The organism is Pseudomonas sp. CH61 (assembly GCF_059429415.1).
On record NZ_CM182098.1, the window covers coordinates 6,158,546 to 6,183,078 of the forward strand.

Sequence of the window (24,533 nt, forward strand, 5' to 3'; positions counted from 1 at the left end):
GTTTTGGTGCGTGCAAAACCTTCTGCACATTAACTGGTTAAACCTTGAGCAATTTCCGCTATAATCCGCGCCCCCCTTTTTCGGCTGGCCGTTCGCGCGCTGTTTTCATGAAACTAATCGTAAAAGTCTTCCCCGAGATCACCATCAAAAGCCGACCTGTCCGGACGAAATTCATCCGCCAGTTGGCCAAGAACATCCGCACCGTGCTCCGTGACCTGGACCCGGCCGTGGTGGTGAACGGTGTGTGGGACAATCTCGAGCTGGAAACCCGCGTTACCGACGCCAAAGCCTTGAAAGAGATGGGTGAGCGCCTGACCTGCATGCCGGGCATCGCGCACTTCCTGCAGATCGACGAGTACCCGCTGGGCGACTTCGACGACATCACCGAGAAGTGCAAAGAGCACTACGGCGCTGCGCTGGCCGGGAAGATTTTCTCGGTGCGCTGCAAGCGTGCCGGCAAGCACACGTTCAGCTCGATGGACGTCGAAAAATACGTCGGCAGCAAGCTGCGCCGTGAGTGCGGTGCTGCCGGTATCGACCTGAAAACGCCGGAAATCGAAGTCCGTATCGAAGTTCGCGACAAACGGTTGTTCGTCATTCATAGCCAGCACAACGGCATCGGCGGCTACCCGCTCGGCGCCCTGGAGCAGACGCTGGTATTGATGTCCGGCGGCTTTGACTCGACCGTTGCGGCCTACCAGATCATTCGTCGCGGCCTGATGACGCACTTCTGCTTCTTCAATCTGGGCGGTCGTGCCCACGAATTGGGCGTAATGGAAGTCGCGCATTTCATCTGGAAGAAGTACGGCAGCTCGCAACGCGTGCTATTTGTCAGTGTTCCGTTCGAAGAAGTGTTGGGCGAAATTCTCGGCAAAGTCGATAACAGTCATATGGGCGTCGTATTGAAGCGTATGATGTTGCGCGCGGCCTCCAACATCGCCGACCGTCTGCACATCGAGGCGCTGGTTACCGGCGAGGCGATCTCCCAGGTGTCGAGCCAGACGCTGCCGAACCTGTCGGTGATCGACTGTGTGACCGACAAGCTGGTCCTGCGTCCGCTGATCGTGGCGCACAAGCAGGACATCATCGACACGGCCAACGAGATTGGCACCGCCGATTTCGCCCGGCACATGCCGGAATACTGCGGGGTCATTTCGGTCAACCCGAAAACTGCCGCCAAACGCGGTCGCGTTGAGCACGAAGAGAAAGAATTCGACATGGCAGTCCTCGAGCGTGCGCTCGAAAACGCCAAACTGGTGCCGATCGATCGGGTGATCGACGAATTGGGCCAGGACGTACAGATTGAAGAAGTCAGCGAAGCACTGGCCGGCCAGATCGTGATCGACATCCGTCACCCGGATGCCGCCGAGGATGAGCCGCTGGAACTCGCTGGCGTAGAAGTACAGACGATGCCGTTCTACGCAGTGAACGCTCGTTTCAAGGAGCTGGATCCGACTCGCCAGTACCTGCTGTATTGCGACAAAGGCGTGATGAGTCGCCTGCATGCTCACCATTTGCTCAGTGAGGGGCATGCCAATGTGCGCGTTTATCGACCGAGCTAAGTGCCCGGGGCTGTTTGCCTGTGGCCTGCGTCACCGGCCCCCCGACACCGCCGTCAAGCTGTAACGGCCATGCCGGACACTACTGCTAATCGCTGCCAAGACTTGTCAGCAAACCGAATCCTCTGATCGAGATACACAAGTGATCGAAAATCTACGCAACATCGCCATCATTGCCCACGTTGACCATGGTAAAACCACCCTGGTAGACAAACTCCTGCGTCAATCCGGCACTCTGGAGCGCAACGAGCTCAACGACGAGCGCGTGATGGACTCCAACGACCAGGAAAAAGAGCGCGGTATTACCATTCTGGCGAAAAACACCGCCATCAACTGGAACGGCTACCACATCAACATCGTGGACACCCCGGGCCACGCCGACTTCGGCGGCGAAGTTGAACGTGTAATGTCGATGGTTGACTCCGTTCTGCTGCTGGTTGACGCTCAAGACGGCCCTATGCCGCAAACCCGTTTCGTGACCAAGAAGGCTTTCGAAGCCGGCCTGCGTCCAATCGTGGTAATCAACAAGGTTGACCGTCCAGGCGCGCGTCCGGACTGGGTTCTGGACCAGATCTTCGACCTGTTCGACAACCTCGGTGCTACCGAAGAACAACTGGACTTCCAGGTTGTTTACGCCTCGGCCCTGAACGGTATTGCCGGTCTGGATCACACCGCCATGGCGGAAGACATGACTCCGCTGTACCAAGCGGTAGTCGACCACGTTCCGCCTCCGGCTGTTGACCGTGATGGCGCGTTCCAGATGCAGATCTCCGCTCTGGACTACAACAGCTTCCTGGGTGTTATCGGCGTTGGCCGTATCGCTCGTGGCCGCGTCAAGCCGAACACTCCGGTTGTGGCGATCGGTGCCGACGGCAAGCGCCGTAACGGCCGTATCCTGAAACTGATGGGTCACCACGGTCTGCACCGCATCGACGTTGAAGAAGCTGCAGCAGGCGATATCGTTTGCATCAGCGGTATGGACTCGCTGTTCATCTCCGACACCCTGTGCCACCCGGACACTGTCGAGGCGATGAAGCCTCTGACCGTTGACGAGCCAACCGTTTCGATGACCTTCCAGGTAAACGACTCGCCATTCTGCGGTAAAGAAGGCAAGTTCGTGACGTCCCGTAACATCAAGGACCGTCTGGACAAAGAACTGCTGTACAACGTTGCACTGCGCGTTGAAGAAGGCGACACCGCTGACAAGTTCAAGGTTTCCGGCCGTGGTGAGCTGCACCTCTCGGTACTGATCGAAACCATGCGTCGCGAAGGCTTCGAGCTGGCCCTGGGCCGTCCTGAAGTGATCATTCGTGAAGTGAACGGCGTTAAACAAGAACCGTTCGAAAACGTCACCATCGACATCCCTGAAGAAGCTCAGGGCAAGGTCATGGAAGAGATGGGTCTGCGTAAAGGCGACCTGAGCAACATGGTTCCTGATGGCAAGGGCCGTGTTCGTCTGGAATACAACATCCCTGCTCGCGGTCTGATCGGTTTCCGTAACCAGTTCCTGACCCTGACCAACGGTGCTGGCATCCTGACCTCGATCTTCGATCGCTACGACACCGTCAAGTCGGGCCACATGTCCGGCCGTCAGAACGGCGTTCTGGTTTCGGTTGAAACCGGCAAGGCACTGACCTACTCGCTGGAAACCCTGCAGGCTCGTGGCAAGCTGTTCGTAGAACACGGCCAGGAGATCTACAACGGTCAAATCGTTGGTCAGAACAGCCGCGACAACGACCTGGGTGTAAACCCAACCAAAGGCAAGAAGCTCGACAACATGCGTGCTTCGGGTAAAGACGAAACCATCGCTCTGGTTCCACCTGTTCGCTTCACTCTGGAACAGGCTCTGGAATACATCCAGGAAGACGAGCTGTGCGAAGTTACTCCTAAGTCCATCCGTCTTCGCAAGAAGATCCTGGACGAAAGCGAGCGTACCCGCGCTGCCAAGAAAGCCAAGGCGTAATTTAGCCCGAGCTTGAAAAAACGCCCCCGGTCGCGAGACCGGGGGCGTTTTTGTTTGTCTGGGATCAGCAGCGAAGCATTGGGCGAATCAAGCGTCGAACCAGCGAAACGCGAGGAAGGTTTCCGCGATCTTGCGCAGTACAGCCTTGTCCGCTTTGTTGGCTATGCCATCGCCGTTCACATCGGAGTTAGTGAAGGAGTCGAGGCTGCCGTCATTGTCACCATCGTACGCGGCTGCGCGTCGGATCTTGATGGGTTTGCCGAGCTCGCCATCATCTTCACTGAATTGAAGCGTGACCACATTGGGTGTGCCGTCCTGATGATGGTCGGTTGCGCCAATTTTCAGATAGCGCTCCCAGTTATCGCCGGCATTGAACCAGTTGAGCTGCAGGAAGACCTCGGCAAAGGCCGTCAGTAGCAACTGATCCTGAAAATTCTGCTCGCCGTCACTGTTGATGTCGCCGGCGAAGCCGAATTCAATCCGGCCATCGGCGGACATGTCCAGTGCAAAGGCTTCGTGTACGAGGCTGGCAGGGCCGTTGTGGAAGTGCAGTTGCACGGCATCGGCCTTGCCGTTGCCACTACGGTCCTGGGCGGTCACTTTTAAATAACGCATGAGCATCTTCTCTGAGGGAGTGATGCTCCACACTAGTGTCCGTGAAGGGCTTTTTCTGTCGGGTGAATGCCAGATGAAGCATGGGAAATTGCGACGAAAGGGAGGCGGTTAGTTACCCGCCTCTGTCAGAACAATCTACAGATGGCACTTTCACTGCGGAGTCCGCCTTTGGCCAGCCCCGGGGTGATGGGTCAGAACTTGTCGATCGCGCGGAAATTCTGCTCGCGCACCACTTCCTTCGGCTTATAAGCGCAATACCCCGGCCGCGGGCCGATCTTCGGGTGATTGCGGCAGGTATCCGGGCGCTTGTCATAAATGGTGCACAGGCGGCTCTTACGATCCAGGTAGTAGCAATCGTTGTTGCTCATGCGCTGCAGGGTGAAGATCCCGGACTTCTGATTGAAGCGCTCGACCAGGCCTTCCTTTTGCAGACGCTTGGCGATGTTCTTCGGCGGGTCGCCCAGTTCGAACTCGTCGACCACACCGATGCGCACCAGATCCTTGATCTTCACCTCAACCGGCAGCGTGCAGCAGCTGGATACGCAGGAACCGCACATCGGGGCTGAGTATTTTGCCCACGTATCGAGACGGTCGATCTCGGCGGCGGCAATCAGGTTGGGCTTCATCATCGGGAGTTACCAGGCGTGTGTGCATCAGGGCGCGCGATCATACCGGGACTGGTGGATTTTTGAACAACCTTTCGCCAGATTTTTCTGCATACAGGCACATTACCGGACAATTCGGCACGGCCCCTGCATTCATTAGCTCACTCGCCAAGGTAATGCCGGGCTATCTCACAGTCTCGGGAAATACTGCCGAACCAGAGCCGCTACCGTCGGTCAGACCGTCTAGGCTCAGACAATTCCCCGCTCGCTCGAGGTCCTATCGATGACTCAAGAACCACTAGTTCGCGAAGCAGAGGTGGCCGCATTCCGCGACGCCGTCCTGACCAAACTCACCTACGCGGTGGGCAAAGACCCCGATCACGCCTTCGACCATGACTGGTTCGAAGCCATCGCTTTGGCTGCGCGTGATCACATGGTCGAGCACTGGATGGACCACACCCGGCAGATCTACCGTAAAGGCCAGAAGCGGGTGTATTACCTTTCGCTGGAATTCCTCATCGGCCGTTTGCTCTACGACAGCCTCAGCAACCTCGGTCTGCTCGACGTCGCCCGTGAAGCGTTGACCGAACTCGGTGTCGACCTGGAGCGTATTCGTTTACTGGAGCCCGATGCTGCGCTTGGCAACGGCGGCCTCGGTCGTCTGGCCGCATGCTTCATGGAAAGCATGTCGACCCTCGGCATCGCTGGACACGGATACGGCATCCGCTATGAGCACGGTTTGTTCCGCCAGGCCATTGTCGATGGCTGGCAGCAGGAGCAGACCGAGCACTGGCTGGATTTCGGCAACCCGTGGGAGTTCGAACGGCCGGAAGTCGTCTACTCCATCGGCTTCGGCGGCAGTGTCGAAACCGTCACCGATGTCAGCGGCAAATCCAAACAAGTCTGGTCGCCGGCAGAGACCGTCCGCGCGATTGCCTACGATACGCCGGTGGTCGGCTGGCGCGGGGCGAGCGTGAACACGTTGCGCCTGTGGCGTGCCCGCGCCATGGAAGACTTGCACCTGGAGCGCTTCAACGCCGGTGACCACTTGGGCGCGGTTGCCGAAGTGGCCCGCGCCGAAAGTATCTCCCGCGTGCTCTACCCGGCGGACAGCACCGAAGCGGGGCAGGAACTGCGCCTGCGTCAGGAATACTTCTTCGTCGCCGCCTCGCTGCAGGATCTGCTGCGCCGCCATCGCAACATGCACACCTCGGTGCTGACCCTTGGCGATCACGCAGCCATCCAGCTCAACGACACCCACCCTTCGATTGCCGTCGCTGAACTGATGCGGCAATTGGTCGACGTCTACGATGTGGCGTGGGATGCGGCGTGGCAAGTCACCGTCGACACGCTGTCATACACCAACCACACGCTGCTGCCAGAAGCGCTGGAGACCTGGCCGGTGGGTTTGATGGAACGCATGCTGCCGCGACACATGCAGATCATTTACCTGATCAACGCTCAGCATATTGATTCGCTGCGGGCCAAAGGCATTCACGATTTTGACGTGCTCCGTGCGGTGTCGCTGATCGAAGAAGACAACGGTCGCCGGGTGCGCATGGGCAACCTCGCGTTCCTCGGTTCACACAGCGTCAACGGTGTGTCCGGACTGCACACGCAGTTGATGCGCAAAACCGTGTTCGCCGAACTGCACAAGCTGTATCCGGAGCGAATCAACAACAAAACCAACGGCATTACCTTCCGCCGCTGGCTGTATCAGGCCAACTCCGAACTGACTTCGATGCTGGTCGATGCGCTCGGCCCGGATCTATTGGATAACCCCGAAGAGCGTCTGCTCGATCTCGAGCCGTTCGCCGAAAAAACCGCGTTCCGCAAAGCCTTCGCCGAGCAACGCCTGCACAGTAAAAAGGCTTTGGCCTATCTGATTCACGAACGGCTGGGTATCGCGGTCAACCCGGCGGCCATGTTTGATGTGCAGGTCAAACGGATCCACGAATACAAACGACAGTTGCTCAACCTGATGCACACTGTGGCGCTGTATCAGGCGATTCGCGCCGAGCCGGAAGTCGACTGGGTGCCGAGGGTGAAAATCTTCGCCGGTAAAGCCGCGGCGAGTTATCACCAGGCCAAACTGATCATCAAGCTGACCAACGACATCGCCCGGGTGGTGAACAACGATCCGACTGTACGCGGCTTGCTGAAAGTGGTGTTCCTGCCCAACTACAACGTCAGCCTCGCCGAGAGCATCATTCCGGCGGCGGACTTGTCCGAGCAGATTTCCACTGCCGGCTTCGAAGCGTCGGGCACCAGCAACATGAAGTTCGGCCTCAACGGCGCGTTGACCATCGGCACGCTGGATGGGGCCAACGTGGAAATCTGCGAACGCATCGGTGCCGAGCACATGTTCATCTTCGGCCTCAGCGCCCAGCAGGTGGAAGCGCGCAAACAGAACCACGAGTTCAGCGCGTTGCCGGACATCGCCGCGTCGCATCGTTTGAACGATGTGCTACAAGCGATTCGCAGCGGGGTGTTCTCGCCGGATGACACCTCGCGTTATACCGGGCTGATCGATTCGCTGGTGGATTACGACCGCTTCCTGGTCTGCGCCGATTTCGACTCCTACTGGGAAGCGCAGAAGCGTGTTGAAGCGCACTGGCATGATTCCAACAACTGGTGGCGTTCGGCAGTGCTTAACACGGCGCGGATGGGCTGGTTCTCCTCGGACCGGACGATTCGCGAGTACGCCACGGATATCTGGAAAGCGCTGGAGTAACTTTCCGCCACAAATTTGCGTAAGGCCCAACGTTTGTTGGGCCGCATCGATATACTGAGCGCCGGTTACCGGCTGCTCCAGTCACCACCAATCCAAAGTGGGAGCGAGCCTGCTCGCGAAGCGGTTGTCATGTTAAACAGAAATGTTGCCTGACAAACCGCTTTCGCGAGCAGGCTCGCTCCCACAGGGTTTGTGCCTAGACTGAAGCAATCGCCGGACTCGCCCCGTCTTGGGGCTGCTTAGGGATATCGACCATGCAATGGATGTTCATGTTGATCGGGCTGGTGCTCGGCTGGCTGCTCGACGAGTCGTTCAGTGATGCGTTATTAGGCGCGTTGCTGGGGCTGGTGATCGGGCAGACGATCCGCATCGCGCGACTTGGCTCGCAGGCGATGGAGCAGCAACGTCAACTTGATCAGGCGAAGGTCGCTTTGCAGGGCGTCGAGCAACGTCTGTTTTTACTGGAAGGCGCGCCCATTCATGCCGCGCCACCACCGAGTGCGGTGCCGGTTACCGAGCCTGTCGTCGAATCTATCAAAGCCGCCGAAGAAGCCCCGGCCCCCGAACTGGTCTGGGAACTGCCGCCCGAACTCGAACCGATTTCCGCCGTCGCCAGTGAAACCAGTCAACCGCTGCCCGCTGATGTCTGGCGCCTCGACGCCGTCACGCCCGAACCGTCAAAACCCGCCGAACCCCGTGGCCCGAACCTGATCGAACGCGGCATCAGTGCTGCGCGCAACTGGTTGTTCGGCGGCAACACCGTGCTGCGTGTCGGCGTGGTGTTGTTGTTTTTCGGCTTGGCGTTCCTGTTGCGCTATGCCACCGAAGGCATGGTCGTGCCGATCGAATTGCGTTACGCCGGTGTCGCGGCGGCCGCGTTGGGCCTGCTCGCGCTGGGTTGGTGGCTGCGTCGGCGCAACAGCAATTACGCGTTGATGCTGCAAGGCACCGGGATTGCGGTGCTGTACCTGACGGTGTTTGCGGCGATGCGTCTGCATCCGTTGCTTGATCCTTCCGCTGCGCTCGGCCTGCTGGTGGCGGTCACGATTTTCTCGGCGATTCTCGCCATTACCCAAGATGCCTTGGGGCTTGCCGCAGCGGCTGCGTTGGGCGGTTTCGCCGCGCCGATCCTGACCTCGACCGGCGCCGGTAACCATGTCGCGCTGTTCAGCTATTTCGCGCTGCTCAACGCCGGCATTCTCGCCATCGCCTGGTTCAAGGCCTGGCGCCTGCTCAACCTGATCGGCTTCGTCGGCACCTTCGGCATCGGTTTCGCCTGGGGCCTGCGTTCGTATGCGCCGGAGCTGTTGTGGAGCACCGAGCCGTTCCTGATTCTGTTCTTCCTGATGTACCTCGCCATCGGCCTGCTGTTTGCCCGGCGCAAATTGCTCGATATGTCTGACGCGCCGGCAGACAGCGACCGTGATGCCTTGCTGCACTGGTCAGCGCGCAAGGGCGATTACGTCGATGGGACGATGCTGTTCGGCCCGCCGATCATTGGCTTCGGTTTGCAGTTTGCGCTGGTGCAGCATCTGGAGTTTGCCGCCGCGTTCAGCGCGCTGGCGTTGGGCATGATCTACATGGCGCTGGCCAAGGTATTGATGGGCGGTCGTGCGGTGCTGCTGGGCGAAACCTGTCTGGCGCTCGGGGTGATTTTTGCCAGCCTGGCGATTCCGCTGGGACTGGATGCGCGCTGGACGTCGGCGGCGTGGGCGGTGGAAGGTGCGGGGATTTTCTGGCTCGGTTTGCGTCAGCATCGGCCGTTTGCCCGGGCCTTTGCCTTGCTGCTACAACTCGGCTCCGCGCTGGCGTTCCTCAGTCAGTTGCGGGTTGGCGAGAGCAGTCTGCTCGACGGTGCGCCGCTGGGCGCGCTGATGCTTGGCATTGCCCTGCTGTTCAGTTTCTTTCAACTGCGCAAGGCCGCGCCGGAACAGGCATCGCCTTGGGAGCGACAAGGTCTGCCGGTGTTGGCGTCTCTGGGCCTGACCTTCCTCTATCTGCTGGCACCGCTATTTTTCTTCGTTCAGGCCACGGCAATCAGTTGGGCGCTGGCCGGGCTGGCGACTTTGTTTGTCGGTCTGCGGATTCAATCGCGTACGTTCCTGTTCAGCGCATTTGCCGTGCAGCTGCTCGGCGGCGCTTTGTTCCTGCTACGTCTGCAAGGTGCAGGGGAAGATTCCGCCGCAGTGTTCAGCGCCGGTTGGAGCGGCTTGCTCAGCGCTTCGCTGATCGGTCTGGCATTGATTGCCGGCATGCTGTTGGCGGCTCGCGATGAGATGGTGCGTGGCGATGTGCGTCTGCTGCGCGGTTTGTCGGTGGTGCTGTTGGCCGGTCTGGTGCTGATCAATCTGGCGGTGCTGTTTGTGCTGCCGTGGCAAACGGCGAGCGCTGTGTGGGCGGCGAGTGGTTTGCTGATCATCTGGCTGAGCCTGTACCTCAAGCAGCGCGTGAGTTTTGTCTTCGGTCTGCTGTTGCAGTTGATCGGTGGCGCGGCGTTTTTGCTGGCCGGCCCCGAGTTGCTTGGGCCGCTGTCCAGCGAAGGTCTGAAGCCTTTGGCCCATGGCGGATTCTGGACGCCGCTGGTGCTGGGTCTGGCTGCAATGATCGGCGCGTGGCGCCTGCAACTGGGCAATCATGCCTCGGCATTCGATGCGTTGAGTTTGCAGCGTTTGTCAGAAGTGTTGCTGGTGTGGGGCGCCGGTTGGTGGGCGTTGGCGTGGGTCAGCGAGGTGCTGCGCTTTGCATCGCCGACTCTGCAAGGCACCTTATTGCTGTTGGTCGCCGCCGTCAGCGTGGCGTTGTGGACTGTGTTGTCGCTACGTTTGAAATGGCCGGCGCTGGGCTTGCTCTGCACTTTGCTGATTCCGGCTGCCGGACTTGTCCTGATCGCCGCGTGGCACTCGCGTTATCACCCGGCGGCCGATTTCGGTTGGCTGGCGTGGGCAGCCGTGTTCGCCGTGCATTTCTTCAGCCTGCGACGTTTGGCGCCGATGCTGCCGGCGCGCGTCTTGAGCACGGCGCATGTGCTCGGCTGCTGGCTGCTGATCGGCGTGCTGGCGCTGGAGTTGCGCTACGGTCTGCTGCTGTTGTCCGAGCAATACAACGCCTGGCGCTGGCTGGGCTGGGCGATTCTGCCGAGCGTTTATCTGTTGCTGGCAGCGGCACCGCGCACTTGGCCATGGCCGGTCGCCACGTTTGCCCGCGAATACCGCTTATATGCCGCCGCGCCGTTGGCGGTGTTGATGCTGGCGTGGTTCTGGCTGGCGAATGGTGTCAGCGATGGCAATGCCGAACCGTTGCCGTACGTGCCCCTCTTGAATCCGCTGGAGCTGGGCCTGCTGTTCGCATTGTTCGGCGTCTATGTGTGGTCGCGCAGTGCGATTTCGCAGTTGTCGATCCGTCAGGACTACGCCGATTACGGCACGCAATTGATCGCCGGAGTTTCGCTGTTCGCCTTCTGCACAGCGATGGTTACCCGCGCCGCGCACCATTGGGCCGGGATCCCGTTCGAGCTGGATACGCTGCTCGCCTCGATGCTGGTGCAGGCCGGTTTGTCGATCGTCTGGACGCTGATGGCGCTCGGGCTGATGATCGGCGGGCATCTGCGCCATCGCCGCGAGGTCTGGCTGATCGGCGCGGCGCTGATTGCGCTGGTGGTGGCCAAACTGATTTTTGTCGAATTGAGCAACCGCGGCGGCCTCGCCCGGATCGTCTCGTTTATCGGCGTCGGCGTGTTGCTGCTGGTGGTCGGCTACTTCGCGCCGCTGCCGCCCAAACGCGTTGAAGCTGAGCCGGCGGCGGACAAACCGGCCCCGGACACCGAAGGAGTTTCATCTTGAGTCGCATGCTGAATCTGGGTTGGTTGGCGTTGGGCGTGGTGATGGTGGCCGGCGCACAGGACAAACCGGCGGACTTTGCCACGCAGGTGCCGTTGTCGCTCAGCGGCAACGGTCCGTGGTACCGCCTCGAATTGCCGCTGAGCGTGCAATTGCAGGCGCGCCAGACCGATCTCAGTGATCTGCGTGTGTTCAACGCCGCCGGCGAACCGCAGGCTTACGCCCTGGCACGCGAATCGGCACAGACCCGCGACGACGGTCAGTTGCACGAGGTGAAGTGGTTCCCGCTGTACAACGCCGCCGACGCCAGCGAACGCGCGCCGAACGTGCGCGTGCAATCGACCACCAACGGCACGCTGGTCGAGGTGCAGCCGTCCAGCCAGTTGGAGGCGGGTGAAGAGGTTCTGCGCGGCTGGCTGCTCGATGCCAGCGCGATCAAGGCGCCGTTGCAGCAGTTGATCCTCGACTGGACCAGCGAGCGCGACGGCTTTCAGCGTTTCAGTATCGAGGCCAGCGATGACTTGCAGCACTGGCAGCCGTGGGGCGAAGGTCAGGTGGCACGACTGACTTTTTCCGATGAGCGCATCGAGCAGCACGAGGTGACGTTGCCGGGACAATCGGCGCGCTACGTGCGGTTGCTGTGGGAGTCGCCGAACTCGGCGCCGATCCTGACGGCGGCCCAATTGAAAAGCAGTGATCCGCGCAATGTTCCGCTGCCGTTGGTCTGGTCGCAAGAGTTGGCCGGCAGCAGCACCAAGGCCGGTGAATACACTTGGCAACTGCCGATGGGGCTGAATGTCGAGCGGGTGCAGGTCGAAATCAAACAACCGAACAGTCTGGCACCGGTGACATTGGCGGGCCGCCGTGAAAGCAGCTTGCCGTGGCAGGAGCTGAGCAGCGGCTTGCTCTATCGCCTGACCCAGAATGGTCAGGACGTGGTGCAGAATGAATTGCAGCTTTACGGGCAGACTGTGCAGCAGTTGAAGCTGACGGTGGATGAGCGTGGCGGTGGTCTGGGCGAGCAGGCGCCAAGCGTGAAATATGCGGTGCGGGCGACCCAAGTGATTTTCCTCGCACGCGGGGAGGGGCCTTACAGTCTGGCGTTGGGCAATTCGACGGTGAAAACGGCGAATCTGCCGTTGTCGACGCTGATTCCGGATTTCAAACCGGAGAAACTGGCGGCGCTGGGCAAGGCGTCGGTGCAGGGTGAGGCGGTGGTTACGCAGACTTCGACGGCGACCACGGCGGCGGTGGCTGAGACCAATTGGAAGAAGATCGGCTTGTGGGCGGTGTTGTTGCTGAGTGTGGTTTTTCTCGGGGCGATGGCGTTCAGCTTGTTGCGCAAGCCTCCCGCTAAATCCTGAAAGGGCGGGTGCTGCGCACCCGATCGCGAGCAGGCTCACTCCTACAGGGGATCGCATTTCTTCAGTTGGAATACGGTCAACTGTAGGAGTGAGCCTGCTCGCGATAGCGTTTTCCCAAACGCCAAAAATCCAAAAACTGTCTCGATCACCTGCACCACCCGTCCCGAACCGGTCTACGCTAAACCCGCTACCTGAACTCTCCACCCACATTCACGTCTCATGCAGGCAATTACACCCCAACGCACGTTACCGGGCGTCTTCGCTCGCTACGTTTTCAGACTCCCTGTAAACTGCGCGGGTTTTTAGCCCCCCATTCCACCGGAGCCGTCCATGTCCCGCGTTACCCTGAGTCGCTATTTGATTGAGCAGACCCGCAGCAATAACACTCCTGCCGATCTGCGTTTCCTGATCGAAGTGGTGGCGCGTGCTTGCAAAGAAATCAGCCACGCCGTGTCCAAAGGCGCCCTGGGTGGTGTTCTGGGCAGCATGGGCACTGAAAACGTCCAAGGCGAAGTGCAGAAGAAGCTCGACGTGATCTCCAACGAGATCCTGCTCGAAGCCAACGAATGGGGCGGTCACCTGGCCGGCATGGCGTCCGAAGAAATGGACAATGCCTACCAGATCCCGGGCAAATACCCGAAAGGCGCGTACCTGCTGGTATTCGACCCACTGGACGGCTCGTCGAACATCGACATCAACGCTCCGGTCGGCACCATCTTCTCGGTACTGCGTTGCCCGAACGAATACCTGAGCCAGAACGAGCCGCTGAACGAAAAAGCGTTCCTGCAGCCAGGCACTCAGCAGGTTGCCGCCGGTTACGCGATCTACGGCCCGCAAACCATGCTGGTACTGACCCTGGGCGACGGCGTCAAAGGCTTCACCCTCGACCGTGAAATGGGCAGCTTCGTGCTGACTCACGAAGACATCACCATTCCTGAATCGACCCAGGAATTCGCCATCAACATGTCCAACCAGCGTCACTGGGAAGCCCCGGTACAACGCTACGTGGGCGAGCTGCTGGCCGGTGAAGAAGGTCCGCTGAAAAAGAACTACAACATGCGTTGGGTCGCGGCGATGGTTGCCGACGTACACCGCATCCTGACCCGTGGCGGTCTGTTCATGTACCCGCGCGACAGCCGTGAGCCATCCAAGCCAGGCAAACTGCGTCTGATGTACGAAGCCAACCCGATGTCGTTCCTGGTGGAACAAGCGGGCGGCGCGTCCACCGACGGTCACCAGCGCATCCTCGACATTCAGCCGGAAGGCCTGCACCAGCGTGTAGCGGTGTTCCTCGGCTCGAAAGAAGAAGTCGCACGCGCTACGGCCTACCACAAGGAATAAACCATGACCGCGCCCTGGCAGCCGTTGCTCGATTGGTGGTTCGGACAAGCCGAATCCCCCGACGAGATATCGGCTGACAAGGGCAAGTTGTGGTTCGGTAAGCGAGACAGCCAAGACCTCGAAGCGCGTGAGCGTTTCGGGGTCTTTGTCGATCAGGCCCTGGCCGGCGAATTGACCGAGTGGACGCAACGTCCCGAAGGTTGGCTGGCGGTAGTGCTACTGCTCGATCAACTGCCGCGAATGATCTTTCGCGATACTCCCAAAGCGTTTTCCGGTGATCTGCGCGCGCAGAAACTCGTCGCTCAAGGCATTGCGGCGGATTTCGATCGGCAGTTGAAACCGATCCAGCGAGTGTTCATTTATCTGGTGTTTGAGCACTGCGAGAATCTTGCGGTGCAGAACGAGGCGGTCTCCCGGTTTATCGAACTGGTGGCTGAACAGCCGGAAGGTGAGCGAGCGGTGTTTGCCGACAATCTGGATTATGCCGAGCGGCATCAAAAGGTGATTGCGCGGTTTGGCCGGTTTCCGCATCGCAATGCGGTGTTGGGGCGGGAATCTACGGCTGAGGAGTTGGTGTTTCTTTCCGAGCCTGGCTCTAGATTTTAAGAGCTTACCCTCACCCTAGCCCTCTCCCTGAGGGAGAGGGGACTGACCGAGTTGTCTGGTCTTGATACATCGACCTGCAAATTTCGAGTCGAACTCAGGTTTTGAACAGCATGAAGATCTGCTCCCTTTCCCCCTCGCCCCCCTGGGGGAGAGGGCTGGGGTGAGGGGGTAAAGCCCTTGATCTTTAAATGCGAAAGCTACCGACCAACTGTTTGAGACGCGCCGCCTGCTGCTCCAGATCCGAGCACGCCCGCAACGTCGCCTGCAAGTTTTCCACACCTTCCTGATTCAGCGTGTTGATCTCGTTGATATCGACATTGATCGACTCGACCACCGCCGTCTGCTCTTCGGTCGCCGTGGCCACCGACTGGTTCATCCCGTCGATCTCGCCAATACGCTGAGTCACGCTGCCCAGACGCTCGCCGGCCTGGTTGGCGATGCCGACGCTGCTTTCGCTCTCGCGCTGGCTCTCGGTCATGATGCTGACCGCCTGACGAGCGCCGACCTGCAGCTCTTCGATCATCTTCTGCACTTGCTGCGCCGAATCCTGGGTGCGGTGGGCGAGGTTGCGCACTTCATCGGCAACCACGGCGAAACCACGACCGGCTTCACCGGCACGCGCCGCTTCGATTGCGGCGTTGAGTGCGAGCAAGTTGGTCTGCTGGGAAATGCTGGTGATCACTTCAAGAATCTGACCGATGTTCACCGTGTTGCTGTTCAAGGTTTCGATGTTGCCGCACGAATCACTGATCTTCGCCGACAACTGCTGCATCGCGTGGATGGTTTTATCCACAACCTGCTGACCGTCGACCGCGAGGCTGCGCGCGTCGCTGGAGTGCTGCGAGGCGAGGGCGGCGTTCTGGGCGATCTCTTGCGCGGCGGCGCCGAGCTGGTTGATCGCGGCCGCGACGCTGTTGGTGCGGGAGGCTTGCTGATCGGAGTTGTACATCGACGAGTTCGACGCCGCGACCACGCGCAGGGCGACTTCGTTGACCTGGCCGGTGGCCGAGGACACTTCGCGAATCGAGGTGTGAATACGCTCGACGAAGCGGTTGAACGAGGTGCCCAGCGCGCCGAATTCGTCGTTGCCATGGATCACCAGACGCTTGGTCAAGTCGCCTTCACCTTCGGCGATGTCGTGCATGGCGCGGCCCATGGTCAACAGCGGCTGCATCAATACGCGGATGAGCATGCCGAGCAGGGCGATGATGATCACCACGGCAATGACCATGGCGATCAGCGCTGAGGTGCGGAATTCGCTGAGCATGGCGAATGCGGTGTCTTTATCCAGCACCAGCGCTACGTACCAGTCGGCCGACGGCACGCCGTTGATGTGGGTGAAGGAGATCAGTTGGGTCTTGCCGTCGAACTCGACTTCTTTCAGGCCCGGACTGACTTTCGGCGCACCGTTCGGGTAGGCCTCGGCGAGGGTCTTGAGCACCAGTTTGCTGTCCGGGTGGATCAGGATCTTGCCTTCGCTGCTGACGATGAACGCGTGGCCATGGCCGCCGAAGTTCAGCGAGTTGATGATTGCGCTGACGCTGGTCAGGTCAATGTCGGCACCGGCGACGCCGAGCATCAGGCCCTGACGCTGTACCGGGGTGGCGACGGTGATCACCAGTTTGCCCGAGGATGCGGCGATGTACGGTTCAGTGACGATGGTCTGCTGCGCGCTGTTCGCTGCTTTGTACCAGCCGCGTGCACGTGGATCGTAGTCCGGCGCGCGGTTGCCGGCCGGTACCGAGAACATCACGCCGTCAGCGCCGCCGAAATAACTGAGCTGGAAATTACCGGTATAGGCGGGCAGGTCGATGATGCGTTTCAGGCTGGCGGGGGCGTTGCCGTCGACCGCGACTTGCTGCGACAACGATTGCAGCAACTGAATGCGGCTTTCCAGCCAGGTCTGGATGTTGCTGGTGGTCAGGCTGCCCAGTTCCTGCATCGACGCTTCGGTGCTCGTGCTCAGGGCTTCGCGCTGTCGATAGTCGTTGAAGAAAATGAAACAGGCGAACGCAACGGCCACCACAAGGGCGGCAGCCAACAAGATCTTGTGGCTGAATTTCATGTTTCTGGTCATCGAATGAACTACCGCGAAGGGGCTGGTCAAGAAAGGGCGGCAATTTGCCACACTCGGGGGCTTTGCGCTGCTCTTATTTCGACCGCGGCGCGCCAAAGATTAGGCGTCTTTGGTGAAAGGCGACGAAATGCTCAATAGCCTTACAAAGTGTCTGATCTATCAGCAAATGCCAGACGGGTGGGCTAACAAATAGCCGTTCCTCCACGGAACCAGATGAGGGTTTTCTCTTCTAAGCTTCTGGTTGGCACCATGCCATCCCCCCTCGTTCCAGGAGTTACACCATGTCGCTGCGATCTATCGCCCTTCTGACGTTTTGCGTGCTGTTGGCCGCATGCAGCAAGGTCAATCAGGAAAACTACTCGAAGCTCTCGGCCGGTATGGCCAAGGCCGAAGTCGAGACTCTGCTCGGCAAGCCCACCGATTGCTCGGGCGCGCTCGGCATGTCCAGTTGCACCTGGGGCGACAAGAACAGCTTTATCAGCGTGCAGTACGCCGGTGACAAAGTGCTGATGTTTTCCGGCCAAGGCCTGAAGTAAACCGGGGCTTCGCGCCCACGGAGAAGAAAAATGAAGCGGTTATTGCTGATCCTTTTTGCCGGTCTGGTACTGGCCGGCTGCGCCAGTTCCGGCGTCGACCCGTTGGCGCCGAAAACCGTCAACAGCGTCAATCTCAAGCGCTATCAGGGCACCTGGTACGAGCTGGCGCGCTTGCCGATGTACTTCCAGCGCAATTGCGCGCAGTCCGAAGCGCATTACACCCTCAAGCCTGACGGCAATGTCGCGGTGCTCAATCGCTGCCTGACGCCGGACTGGCAGTGGGAAGAGGCCAAGGGCACGGCTTATCCACAGGTGCCGGGCAAGACCGACAAGCTCTGGGTCGAATTCGATACCTGGTTCTCGCGCCTGATTCCGGGTGTGGCGAAAGGCGAATATTGGGTGCTGTACGTCAGCGATGACTACAAGACCGCCATCGTCGGCGACCCGAGCCGCAAGTACATGTGGCTGCTGTCACGCACGCCGACCGTCAACGGGGTGGTGCGTGAAGAACTGTTGAGCAAGGCGCGTCAGCAGGGCTATGACACCACGCGACTGATCTGGCGCGCGTCGGATCGGCAGATGGCCAAGACCTCGAATTAATCACCCATCCTGATCGCTCCCACGCTCCGCGTGGGAGTGTCTCAATGGACGCTCTGCGTCCGCTTGTGGGACGCAGAGCGTCCCGGGCTGCATTCCCACGCAGAGCGTGGGAACGGTCAGCTGTCAGCCGAGGAGGTCGCGCAGAACCTGGGTGAAGGCACGCGCACTGTCCTCTTCCCCTGCATGCCGGCCATCGCGCACTACCCACTGGCCATTGACCAACACATCGCGGACCTGCCGATCCCCTCCGGCAAACAACCAGCGATTCAAAATCCCGTCACCCGTGGCCGTCGCCAGATACGGATCGTTGCCATCGAGCACAATCCAGTCCGCACGTTTGCCAACTTCCAGCGCGCCAACCGGCTGCCCCATCGCCTGCGCACCGCCATCCAGCGCCGCGTCATACAACGTACGCCCAACCATCGGCTGATCCGCACCATACAAACGATTACGTCGCTGATCACGTAAGCGCTGGCCGTATTCCAGCCAACGCAATTCCTCGACCACGCTGAGCGACACATGGCTGTCGGAACCGATGCCCATGCGTCCGCCCTGGGCGAGAAAGTCCACCGCCGGGAAAATCCCGTCACCCAGATTCGCTTCAGTGGTCAGACACAAGCCGGCGATGGCGCGACTCTTGGCCATCAGCGTGACTTCTTCCGGGTTGGCGTGGGTCGCATGGACCAGGCACCAGCGCTGATCGACTTCGGTATTTTCGTAGAGCCATTGCAGCGGCCGACGACCGCTCCAGCTCAGGCAGTCGTCGACTTCCTTCTGCTGTTCGGCGATGTGGATGTGCACCGGGCATTGTTTGTCGCTGGCGGCCAGTACTTCGCTGATCTGCTGCGGCGTTACCGCGCGCAACGAGTGGAAGCACAGGCCCAGCGATTGCGCCTTTTGCTGCGCCAACATTGGCTGCAGGCGCGATTGCAGATTCAGGTAATTTTCGGTGCTGTTGATAAAACGACGCTGCCCATCATTCGGCGTCTGGCCGCCGAACCCGGAGTGGCTGTAGAGCACCGGCAGGAGGGTCAGACCGATGCCGCTTTCACTCGCCGCCTGACTGATGCGCAACGCCAGTTCAGCCGGATCGGCATACGGCTGACCGTTGCTATCGTGGTGCACGTAATGAAATTCGGCCACCGATGTGTAACCGGCCTTGAGCATTTCGATGTACAGCTGACGGGCAATCACGCCGAGCTGATCGGGGCTGATTTTTCCGACGAGCCGATACATCAGATCACGCCAGGTCCAGAAACTGTCATTCGGATTACCGGCCACTTCGGCCAGTCCCGCCATCGCCCGCTGGAACGCGTGGGAGTGCAGATTCGGCATGCCCGGCAGCAGCGGGCCGCTCAGCCGTTCGGCGCCATCTGCGGTGGAATCGGCCTGGATTTTGGTCAGCAGGCCATCGGCGCTGACTTCAAGACGTACATTGTTGGCCCATCCGTTAGGCAGCAGCGCGCGTTCGGCAAAGAAGGCGGACATGGTTCAGCACCCCATCGTGTGTTATTTGTATATACATATACAGACGTTTGCCTGCCCGGTAAACTCCGGCAAGCTAGCCACTTTCATCCAATGAACAGGGATCAACCGTGCCGACTCCGCCTCCAGTCTCCCCGTTGGCCGCGAACATGGGCGACAGTCCGGCGCCCTTGTACGCCCGCGTCAAACAGATGATCACCCAGCAGATCGACAGCGGAAACTGGCCGCCGCACTACCGCGTGCCGTCCGAGAGCGAGCTGGTCAATCAACTCGGTTTCAGCCGCATGACCATCAACCGCGCGCTGCGCGAGATGACCGCTGACGGTCTGTTGGTGCGTATGCAAGGCGTCGGCACGTTCGTCGCCGAACCGAAGAGCCAGTCCGCGCTGTTCGAAGTGCATAACATCGCCGACGAAATCGCTTCCCGTGGTCATCGCCACACCTGCCAGGTCATCACCCTCGAAGAAGAGGCCGCCGGTTCCGAACGCGCGCTGGCGCTGGACATGCGCGAAGGGCAGAAAGTATTTCACTCGCTGATCGTGCATTACGAAAACGATATCCCGGTGCAAATCGAAGACCGTTTCGTCAACGCATTGGTCGCCCCGGAATACCTCAAGCAGGACTTCACTCTGCAAACGCCGTACGCGTATCTCAATCAGGTGGCGCCGCTGACCGAAGGCGAGCATGTGGTTGAAGCTATCCTTGCTGAGTCGTCCGAATGCAAGTTGCTGCAGATTGAAAAAGGCGAGCCGTGCTTGCTGATTCGTCGCCGCACGTGGTCGGGGCGTCAGCCGGTGACGGCTGCACGTTTGATTCATCCGGGTTCTCGTCATCGTCTGGAAGGTCGATTCCATAAATAGAGAGCATAAATGAGTGCACTTAAGGTTTTACGCGCTGAAGGCTACCCGCGCATGCCGTGGAAAAACGGTGGCGGCAGCACTGAAGAAATCACCCGTGATGCCGGTGCAGGGCTGGACGGTTTTGGCTGGCGTCTGTCGATTGCCGATATCGCCGAGTCGGGCGGCTTTTCGACCTTCGCCGGTTACCAGCGGGTGATCACCGTGTTGCAGGGGGATGGCATGACCCTGTGCGTTGACGGCGACGACACGCGCGCGCTGTTACCGCTCGACCCGTTTGCCTTCAGTGGTGAAAGCCAGGTTTCGTGCACGCTGCTTGGTGGCGCGATTCGTGATTTCAATCTGATCTACGCGCCGCAGCGTTACCGCGCGCGCTTGCAGTGGCTGAATGGCGAGCAGCGATTCTTCAGCTCGGCCGGGACGGTGCTGGTGTTCAGTGTCAGCGAGTTGCTGCAGGTGAAGATCGCTGACAATGTTTCGCAACTCGGTCGCCATGATTGCCTGCAACTGGACGGCAACAATGGCTTGGTTGAAGTGTCCGTTGATGCGGGTTGCTGTGTCATTGAGCTGACTGCCCGCTGATTGAAAAGCCTTAAGAGATCGCAGCCTTCGGCAGCTCCTACATTGGGATTGATGTACACCCTGTAGGAGCTGCCGAAGGCTGCGATCTTTTGCTTTTGGGGTGTTCCCAACCCACGCACCAACTTGTTACCGAACGCCCCAGCGTGGCGCAAAACCACGCTCACGTAACAAAGTCCCGTCGCCCTAAATCATCCCCACGAAAAAATTCATCCACGCCCGAACCCTTGATTCAGGCGCTCTCCAGCCGTGCCCGTAATTTTTCTTGAATACCCCTCCAACAAGTTGGCCGCTTGATTGCATATGCTTGTATGTACAAGTAAAGACGTATGCGTATGAGTCGCTCGAGACTCTCCGCAGCGTCCACTGATTCGCTTGTCGCGCAGCGAAGCGCACAGGCTGCTTGCCCACTGCCAGGGTTGGTTTGAATTGATCGCTGAGGAGTCTCTTTCGTGACTGATAACAAAATGACTAAGTTTCGCGACGTCGAAATCCGTGCCGCACGCGGTAACAAGCTGACCGCCAAGAGCTGGCTGACCGAAGCGCCGCTGCGCATGCTGATGAACAACCTCGACCCGGAAGTCGCCGAGAACCCGAAAGAGCTGGTGGTTTACGGTGGTATCGGTCGCGCCGCGCGTAACTGGGAGTGCTACGACAAAATCGTCGAAAGCCTGACCAATCTGAACGACGACGAGACCTTGCTGGTGCAATCCGGCAAACCGGTCGGCGTGTTCAAGACTCACAGCAATGCCCCGCGTGTACTGATCGCCAACTCCAACCTCGTCCCACACTGGGCGAGCTGGGAGCACTTCAACGAACTCGACGCCAAAGGCCTGGCCATGTACGGCCAGATGACCGCCGGCAGCTGGATCTACATCGGCAGCCAGGGCATCGTTCAAGGCACCTACGAAACCTTCGTTGAGGCCGGTCGCCAGCACTACAACGACAACCTCACCGGCAAATGGGTATTGACCGCCGGCCTCGGTGGCATGGGCGGCGCACAGCCTCTGGCCGCAACCCTCGCTGGCGCATGCTCGCTGAACATCGAATGCCAACAGGTCAGCATCGATTTCCGCCTGAAAAGCCGTTACGTCGACGAGCAAGCCAAAGACCTCGACGACGCCTTGGCGCGCATCGACAAATACACCAAGGAAGGCAAAGCGATCTCCATCGCCCTGCTCGGTAACGCCGCAGAAATTCTGCCGGAACTGGTCAAGCGTGGCGTGCGCCCGGACATGGTCACCGACCAGACCAGCGCCCACGATCCGCTCAACGGTTACCTGCCGGCGGGCTGGACCTGGGACGAGTACCGCGCCCGCGCCAAGACCGAACCGGCCGCTGTGATCAAAGCCGCCAAGCAGTCGATGGCCGTGCACGTCAAAGCCATGCTGGAATTCCAGAAACAAGGCATTCCGACCTTCGACTACGGCAACAACATCCGTCAGATGGCCCAGGAAGAAGGCGTCGAAAACGCCTTCGACTTCCCCGGTTTCGTACCGGCTTACATCCGTCCACTGTTCTGCCGTGGCATCGGCCCGTTCCGTTGGGCGGCGCTGTCGGGCGATCCGCAAGACATCTACAAAACCGACGCCAAGGTCAAAGAGCTGATCCCGGACGACGCGCACCTGCACAACTGGCTGGACATGGCTCGCGAGCGCATCAGCTTCCAGGGTCTGCCGGCACGTATCTGCTGGGTCGGTCTGGGCCTGCGCGCCAAGCTCGGTCTGGCCTTCAACGAGATGGTCCGCAGCGGCGAATTGTCCGCACCTATCGTGATCGGTCGCGACCACCTCGACTCCGGCTCGGTGGCCAGCCCGAACCGCGAAACCGAATCGATGCAGGACGGTTCTGACGCCGTGTCCGACTGGCCATTGCTCAACGCGCTGCTGAATACCGCGAGCGGCGCGACCTGGGTTTCCCTGCACCACGGCGGCGGCGTCGGCATGGGCTTCTCGCAGCACTCGGGGATGGTGATTGTTTGCGACGGTACTGACGAAGCGGCCGAGCGCATTGCGCGGGTGCTGCACAACGACCCGGCCACCGGCGTCATGCGTCACGCCGATGCCGGTTACCAGATCGCCATCGACTGCGCCAGGGAACAGGGCCTGAACCTGCCGATGATTACCGGAAAGTAATTCTTTCCCCTGTAGGAGTGAGCCTGCTCGCGATAAGGCCGACACATTCAGCAAATGTGCTGACTGAACCACCGCAATCGCGAGCAGGCTCACTCCTACAAAAGCCAAAACAAGAACAACACCCGGAACAATCCACAGAGGTTGAATCATGGCTGTCAACACCGATCGTGCAGGCAACAAACCGTTGATCGAAAGGCGTTCGATCGACTACATCCCGGAAGCGGAAAGACACGGTCGTCTGTTTAGCCAGTTCACCCTGTGGATGGGTGCCAACCTGCAAATCACTGCGATTGTCACCGGGGCCTTGGCCGTGGTGTTGGGCGGTGATGTGTTCTGGTCGCTGATCGGTCTGTTGATCGGTCAACTGCTCGGCGGCGGGGTGATGGCGCTGCATGCCGCGCAAGGGCCGAAGCTGGGTCTGCCGCAGATGATCTCCAGCCGTGTGCAGTTTGGTGTGTATGGCGCGGCGATCCCGATCGTCTTGGTATGCCTGATGTACCTGGGTTTCACCGCGACAGGCACGGTGCTTTCCGGTCAGGCGTTAGGCCAGCTATTCAATGTCAGCGACAGCGTCGGCATCCTGATTTTCGCCAGCGTTATCGTGCTGGTCACGGTGCTCGGTTATCGGGTGATCCACTGGATCGGCCGTGTTGCCAGCGTGATTGGCGTGATTGCCTTCGTCTTCCTGTTCTGGCGTCTGATGAGCCAGACCGACGTCGGTGCACTCCTGCAAATCCGTCATTTCAGCTGGAGCAGCTTCCTCCTCGCGGTGTCGCTCGCGGCCTCCTGGCAGATCGCGTTCGGCCCGTACGTGGCTGACTATTCCCGTTACCTGCCGAGCAACACCTCGGCGGTGAAAACCTTCTTCGCCGCCGGTGCCGGTTCGGTGGTCGGCGCGCAAGTGGCGATGATCCTCGGCGTCTTTGCCGCGGCTTCCGCCAACGGCCAATTCGCCGGTCATGAAGTCGCCTACATCGTCGGTCTGGGCGGCACCGGTGCCACCGCTGCGCTGCTGTACTTCAGCATCGCGTTCGGCAAGGTGACCATCTCGACGCTGAACTCCTACGGCAGCTTCATGTGCATCGCGACCATCATCAGTGGTTTCAAAGGTCACCTGACCGTTACGCGTATGCAGCGTCTGGTGTTTGTGTTGGTGATCGTCGGCGCGGCGACCCTGATCGCGCTGCTCGGTCAGCACTCGTTCCTCGGGGCGTTCAAGTCTTTCATCCTCTTCCTGCTGGCGTTCTTCACACCGTGGAGCGCGATCAACCTGGTGGATTACTACTGCATCACCCGCGAGCGCTATGACGTGCCGGCACTGGCCAATCCGAACGGACGTTACGGTCGCTGGAACCTGCTCGGCATCAGCGTCTATGTGTTCGGTGTGCTGGTGCAGCTGCCGTTCATCTCCACCAAGTTCTACACCGGCCCGCTGGTGGCTGCCCTCGGTGACGTGGATATTTCCTGGATCATCGGCCTCGTGCTGCCTGCCGTCGTCTACTACGTGTGCGCAAAAAAATGGCACAGCGCGGTACCCGATCAACTGATTCTGCCGGTCGAGCAGAACAGCGTTGTACAACCTAAAACAAGCGGGGCCGGTCGCGCTGCGGCGCAGGCCTGATTTGGACGTGGACAGGGCTG

17 protein-coding genes and 1 pseudogene are annotated in these 24,533 nt (G+C 59.9%); 13 read left to right on the forward strand and 5 right to left on the reverse strand.

The genetic code is table 11. The features are described 5' to 3' along the window. The first annotated feature begins 107 nt into the window (after positions 1-107). Positions 108-1,562, forward strand: coding sequence for a tRNA uracil 4-sulfurtransferase ThiI (gene thiI, locus AC5SEM_RS27765; RefSeq protein WP_077570341.1), 1,455 nt, complete (start codon positions 108-110; stop codon positions 1,560-1,562). A 139-nt stretch (positions 1,563-1,701) separates the two neighbouring features. Then, a complete protein-coding gene (typA, locus tag AC5SEM_RS27770; protein ID WP_034153003.1) occupies positions 1,702-3,522 on the forward strand; it encodes a translational GTPase TypA in 1,821 nt (606 codons plus the stop codon). Positions 3,523-3,609: 87 nt separating this feature from the next. Here typA and AC5SEM_RS27775 read toward each other — a convergent pair whose 3' ends face one another. Then, positions 3,610-4,137: a hypothetical protein gene (locus AC5SEM_RS27775; RefSeq protein ID WP_495471715.1), complete on the reverse strand. Its 528-nt coding sequence runs from the start codon at positions 4,135-4,137 to the stop codon at positions 3,610-3,612. 191 nt (positions 4,138-4,328) lie between these two features. Further along, a complete protein-coding gene (locus tag AC5SEM_RS27780; protein WP_495471716.1) occupies positions 4,329-4,766 on the reverse strand; it encodes a YkgJ family cysteine cluster protein in 438 nt (145 codons plus the stop codon). Between the two features lie 259 nt (positions 4,767-5,025). Here AC5SEM_RS27780 and AC5SEM_RS27785 point away from each other — a divergent pair, with 259 nt between their 5' ends. The 5 genes from AC5SEM_RS27785 (at position 5,026) to AC5SEM_RS27805 (ending at position 14,623) form a co-directional block, all read left to right on the forward strand. After that, a complete protein-coding gene (locus tag AC5SEM_RS27785) occupies positions 5,026-7,476 on the forward strand; it encodes a glycogen/starch/alpha-glucan phosphorylase (protein WP_495471717.1) in 2,451 nt (816 codons plus the stop codon). Positions 7,477-7,730: 254 nt separating this feature from the next. Next, complete coding sequence (locus AC5SEM_RS27790; protein ID WP_495471718.1) at positions 7,731-11,315, forward strand: DUF2339 domain-containing protein; 3,585 nt, start codon at positions 7,731-7,733, stop codon at positions 11,313-11,315. After that, on the forward strand, positions 11,312-12,676 hold the full coding sequence (locus tag AC5SEM_RS27795; RefSeq protein ID WP_495471719.1) for a DUF3999 domain-containing protein: 1,365 nt from the start codon (positions 11,312-11,314) through the stop codon (positions 12,674-12,676). The genes AC5SEM_RS27790 and AC5SEM_RS27795 overlap by 4 nt, the downstream gene beginning before the upstream one ends. Before the next feature lie 330 nt (positions 12,677-13,006). Then, on the forward strand, positions 13,007-14,017 hold the full coding sequence (locus AC5SEM_RS27800) for a class 1 fructose-bisphosphatase (protein WP_007909265.1): 1,011 nt from the start codon (positions 13,007-13,009) through the stop codon (positions 14,015-14,017). A gap of 3 nt (positions 14,018-14,020) precedes the next feature. Beyond that, on the forward strand, positions 14,021-14,623 hold the full coding sequence (locus AC5SEM_RS27805) for a DUF924 family protein (protein ID WP_495471720.1): 603 nt from the start codon (positions 14,021-14,023) through the stop codon (positions 14,621-14,623). A gap of 184 nt (positions 14,624-14,807) precedes the next feature. Here AC5SEM_RS27805 and AC5SEM_RS27810 read toward each other — a convergent pair whose 3' ends face one another. Next, the gene (locus AC5SEM_RS27810) at positions 14,808-15,572 is read right to left on the reverse strand and encodes a methyl-accepting chemotaxis protein (RefSeq protein WP_371260421.1); all 765 of its coding nucleotides are present in this window, start codon (positions 15,570-15,572) and stop codon (positions 14,808-14,810) included. A gap of 93 nt (positions 15,573-15,665) precedes the next feature. Next, positions 15,666-16,700: pseudogene (locus tag AC5SEM_RS27815) on the reverse strand (HAMP domain-containing protein); the annotation flags it as partial. A 281-nt stretch (positions 16,701-16,981) separates the two neighbouring features. On the opposite strand from AC5SEM_RS27815, the gene AC5SEM_RS27820 reads away from it, so the two are divergent. Together AC5SEM_RS27820 and AC5SEM_RS27825 are read left to right on the forward strand one after the other, a co-directional pair. Next, entirely contained in the window at positions 16,982-17,236 is a 255-nt protein-coding gene (locus AC5SEM_RS27820; protein ID WP_003220802.1) for a hypothetical protein, read from the forward strand. Positions 17,237-17,266: 30 nt separating this feature from the next. Then, complete coding sequence (locus AC5SEM_RS27825) at positions 17,267-17,836, forward strand: lipocalin family protein (protein WP_116029265.1); 570 nt, start codon at positions 17,267-17,269, stop codon at positions 17,834-17,836. Between the two features lie 123 nt (positions 17,837-17,959). On the opposite strand, the gene AC5SEM_RS27830 is transcribed toward AC5SEM_RS27825, so the two are convergent. Beyond that, positions 17,960-19,324 (reverse strand): formimidoylglutamate deiminase, encoded by a 1,365-nt coding sequence (locus AC5SEM_RS27830; RefSeq protein WP_495471721.1) that lies wholly within the window; start codon positions 19,322-19,324, stop codon positions 17,960-17,962. A gap of 146 nt (positions 19,325-19,470) precedes the next feature. Between AC5SEM_RS27830 and hutC the strand changes: the two genes are divergently transcribed. The 4 genes from hutC (at position 19,471) to AC5SEM_RS27850 (ending at position 24,513) form a co-directional block, all read left to right on the forward strand. Continuing rightward, positions 19,471-20,181: a histidine utilization transcriptional repressor HutC gene (gene hutC / locus AC5SEM_RS27835; protein WP_162130175.1), complete on the forward strand. Its 711-nt coding sequence runs from the start codon at positions 19,471-19,473 to the stop codon at positions 20,179-20,181. Between the two features lie 9 nt (positions 20,182-20,190). Beyond that, positions 20,191-20,760, forward strand: coding sequence for a HutD/Ves family protein (locus tag AC5SEM_RS27840; protein WP_495471722.1), 570 nt, complete (start codon positions 20,191-20,193; stop codon positions 20,758-20,760). Between the two features lie 464 nt (positions 20,761-21,224). After that, the gene (gene hutU / locus AC5SEM_RS27845; protein ID WP_212620577.1) at positions 21,225-22,892 is read left to right on the forward strand and encodes a urocanate hydratase; all 1,668 of its coding nucleotides are present in this window, start codon (positions 21,225-21,227) and stop codon (positions 22,890-22,892) included. 148 nt (positions 22,893-23,040) lie between these two features. Then, positions 23,041-24,513, forward strand: coding sequence for a purine-cytosine permease family protein (locus AC5SEM_RS27850; RefSeq protein WP_034152989.1), 1,473 nt, complete (start codon positions 23,041-23,043; stop codon positions 24,511-24,513). Positions 24,514-24,533 lie beyond the last annotated feature (20 nt).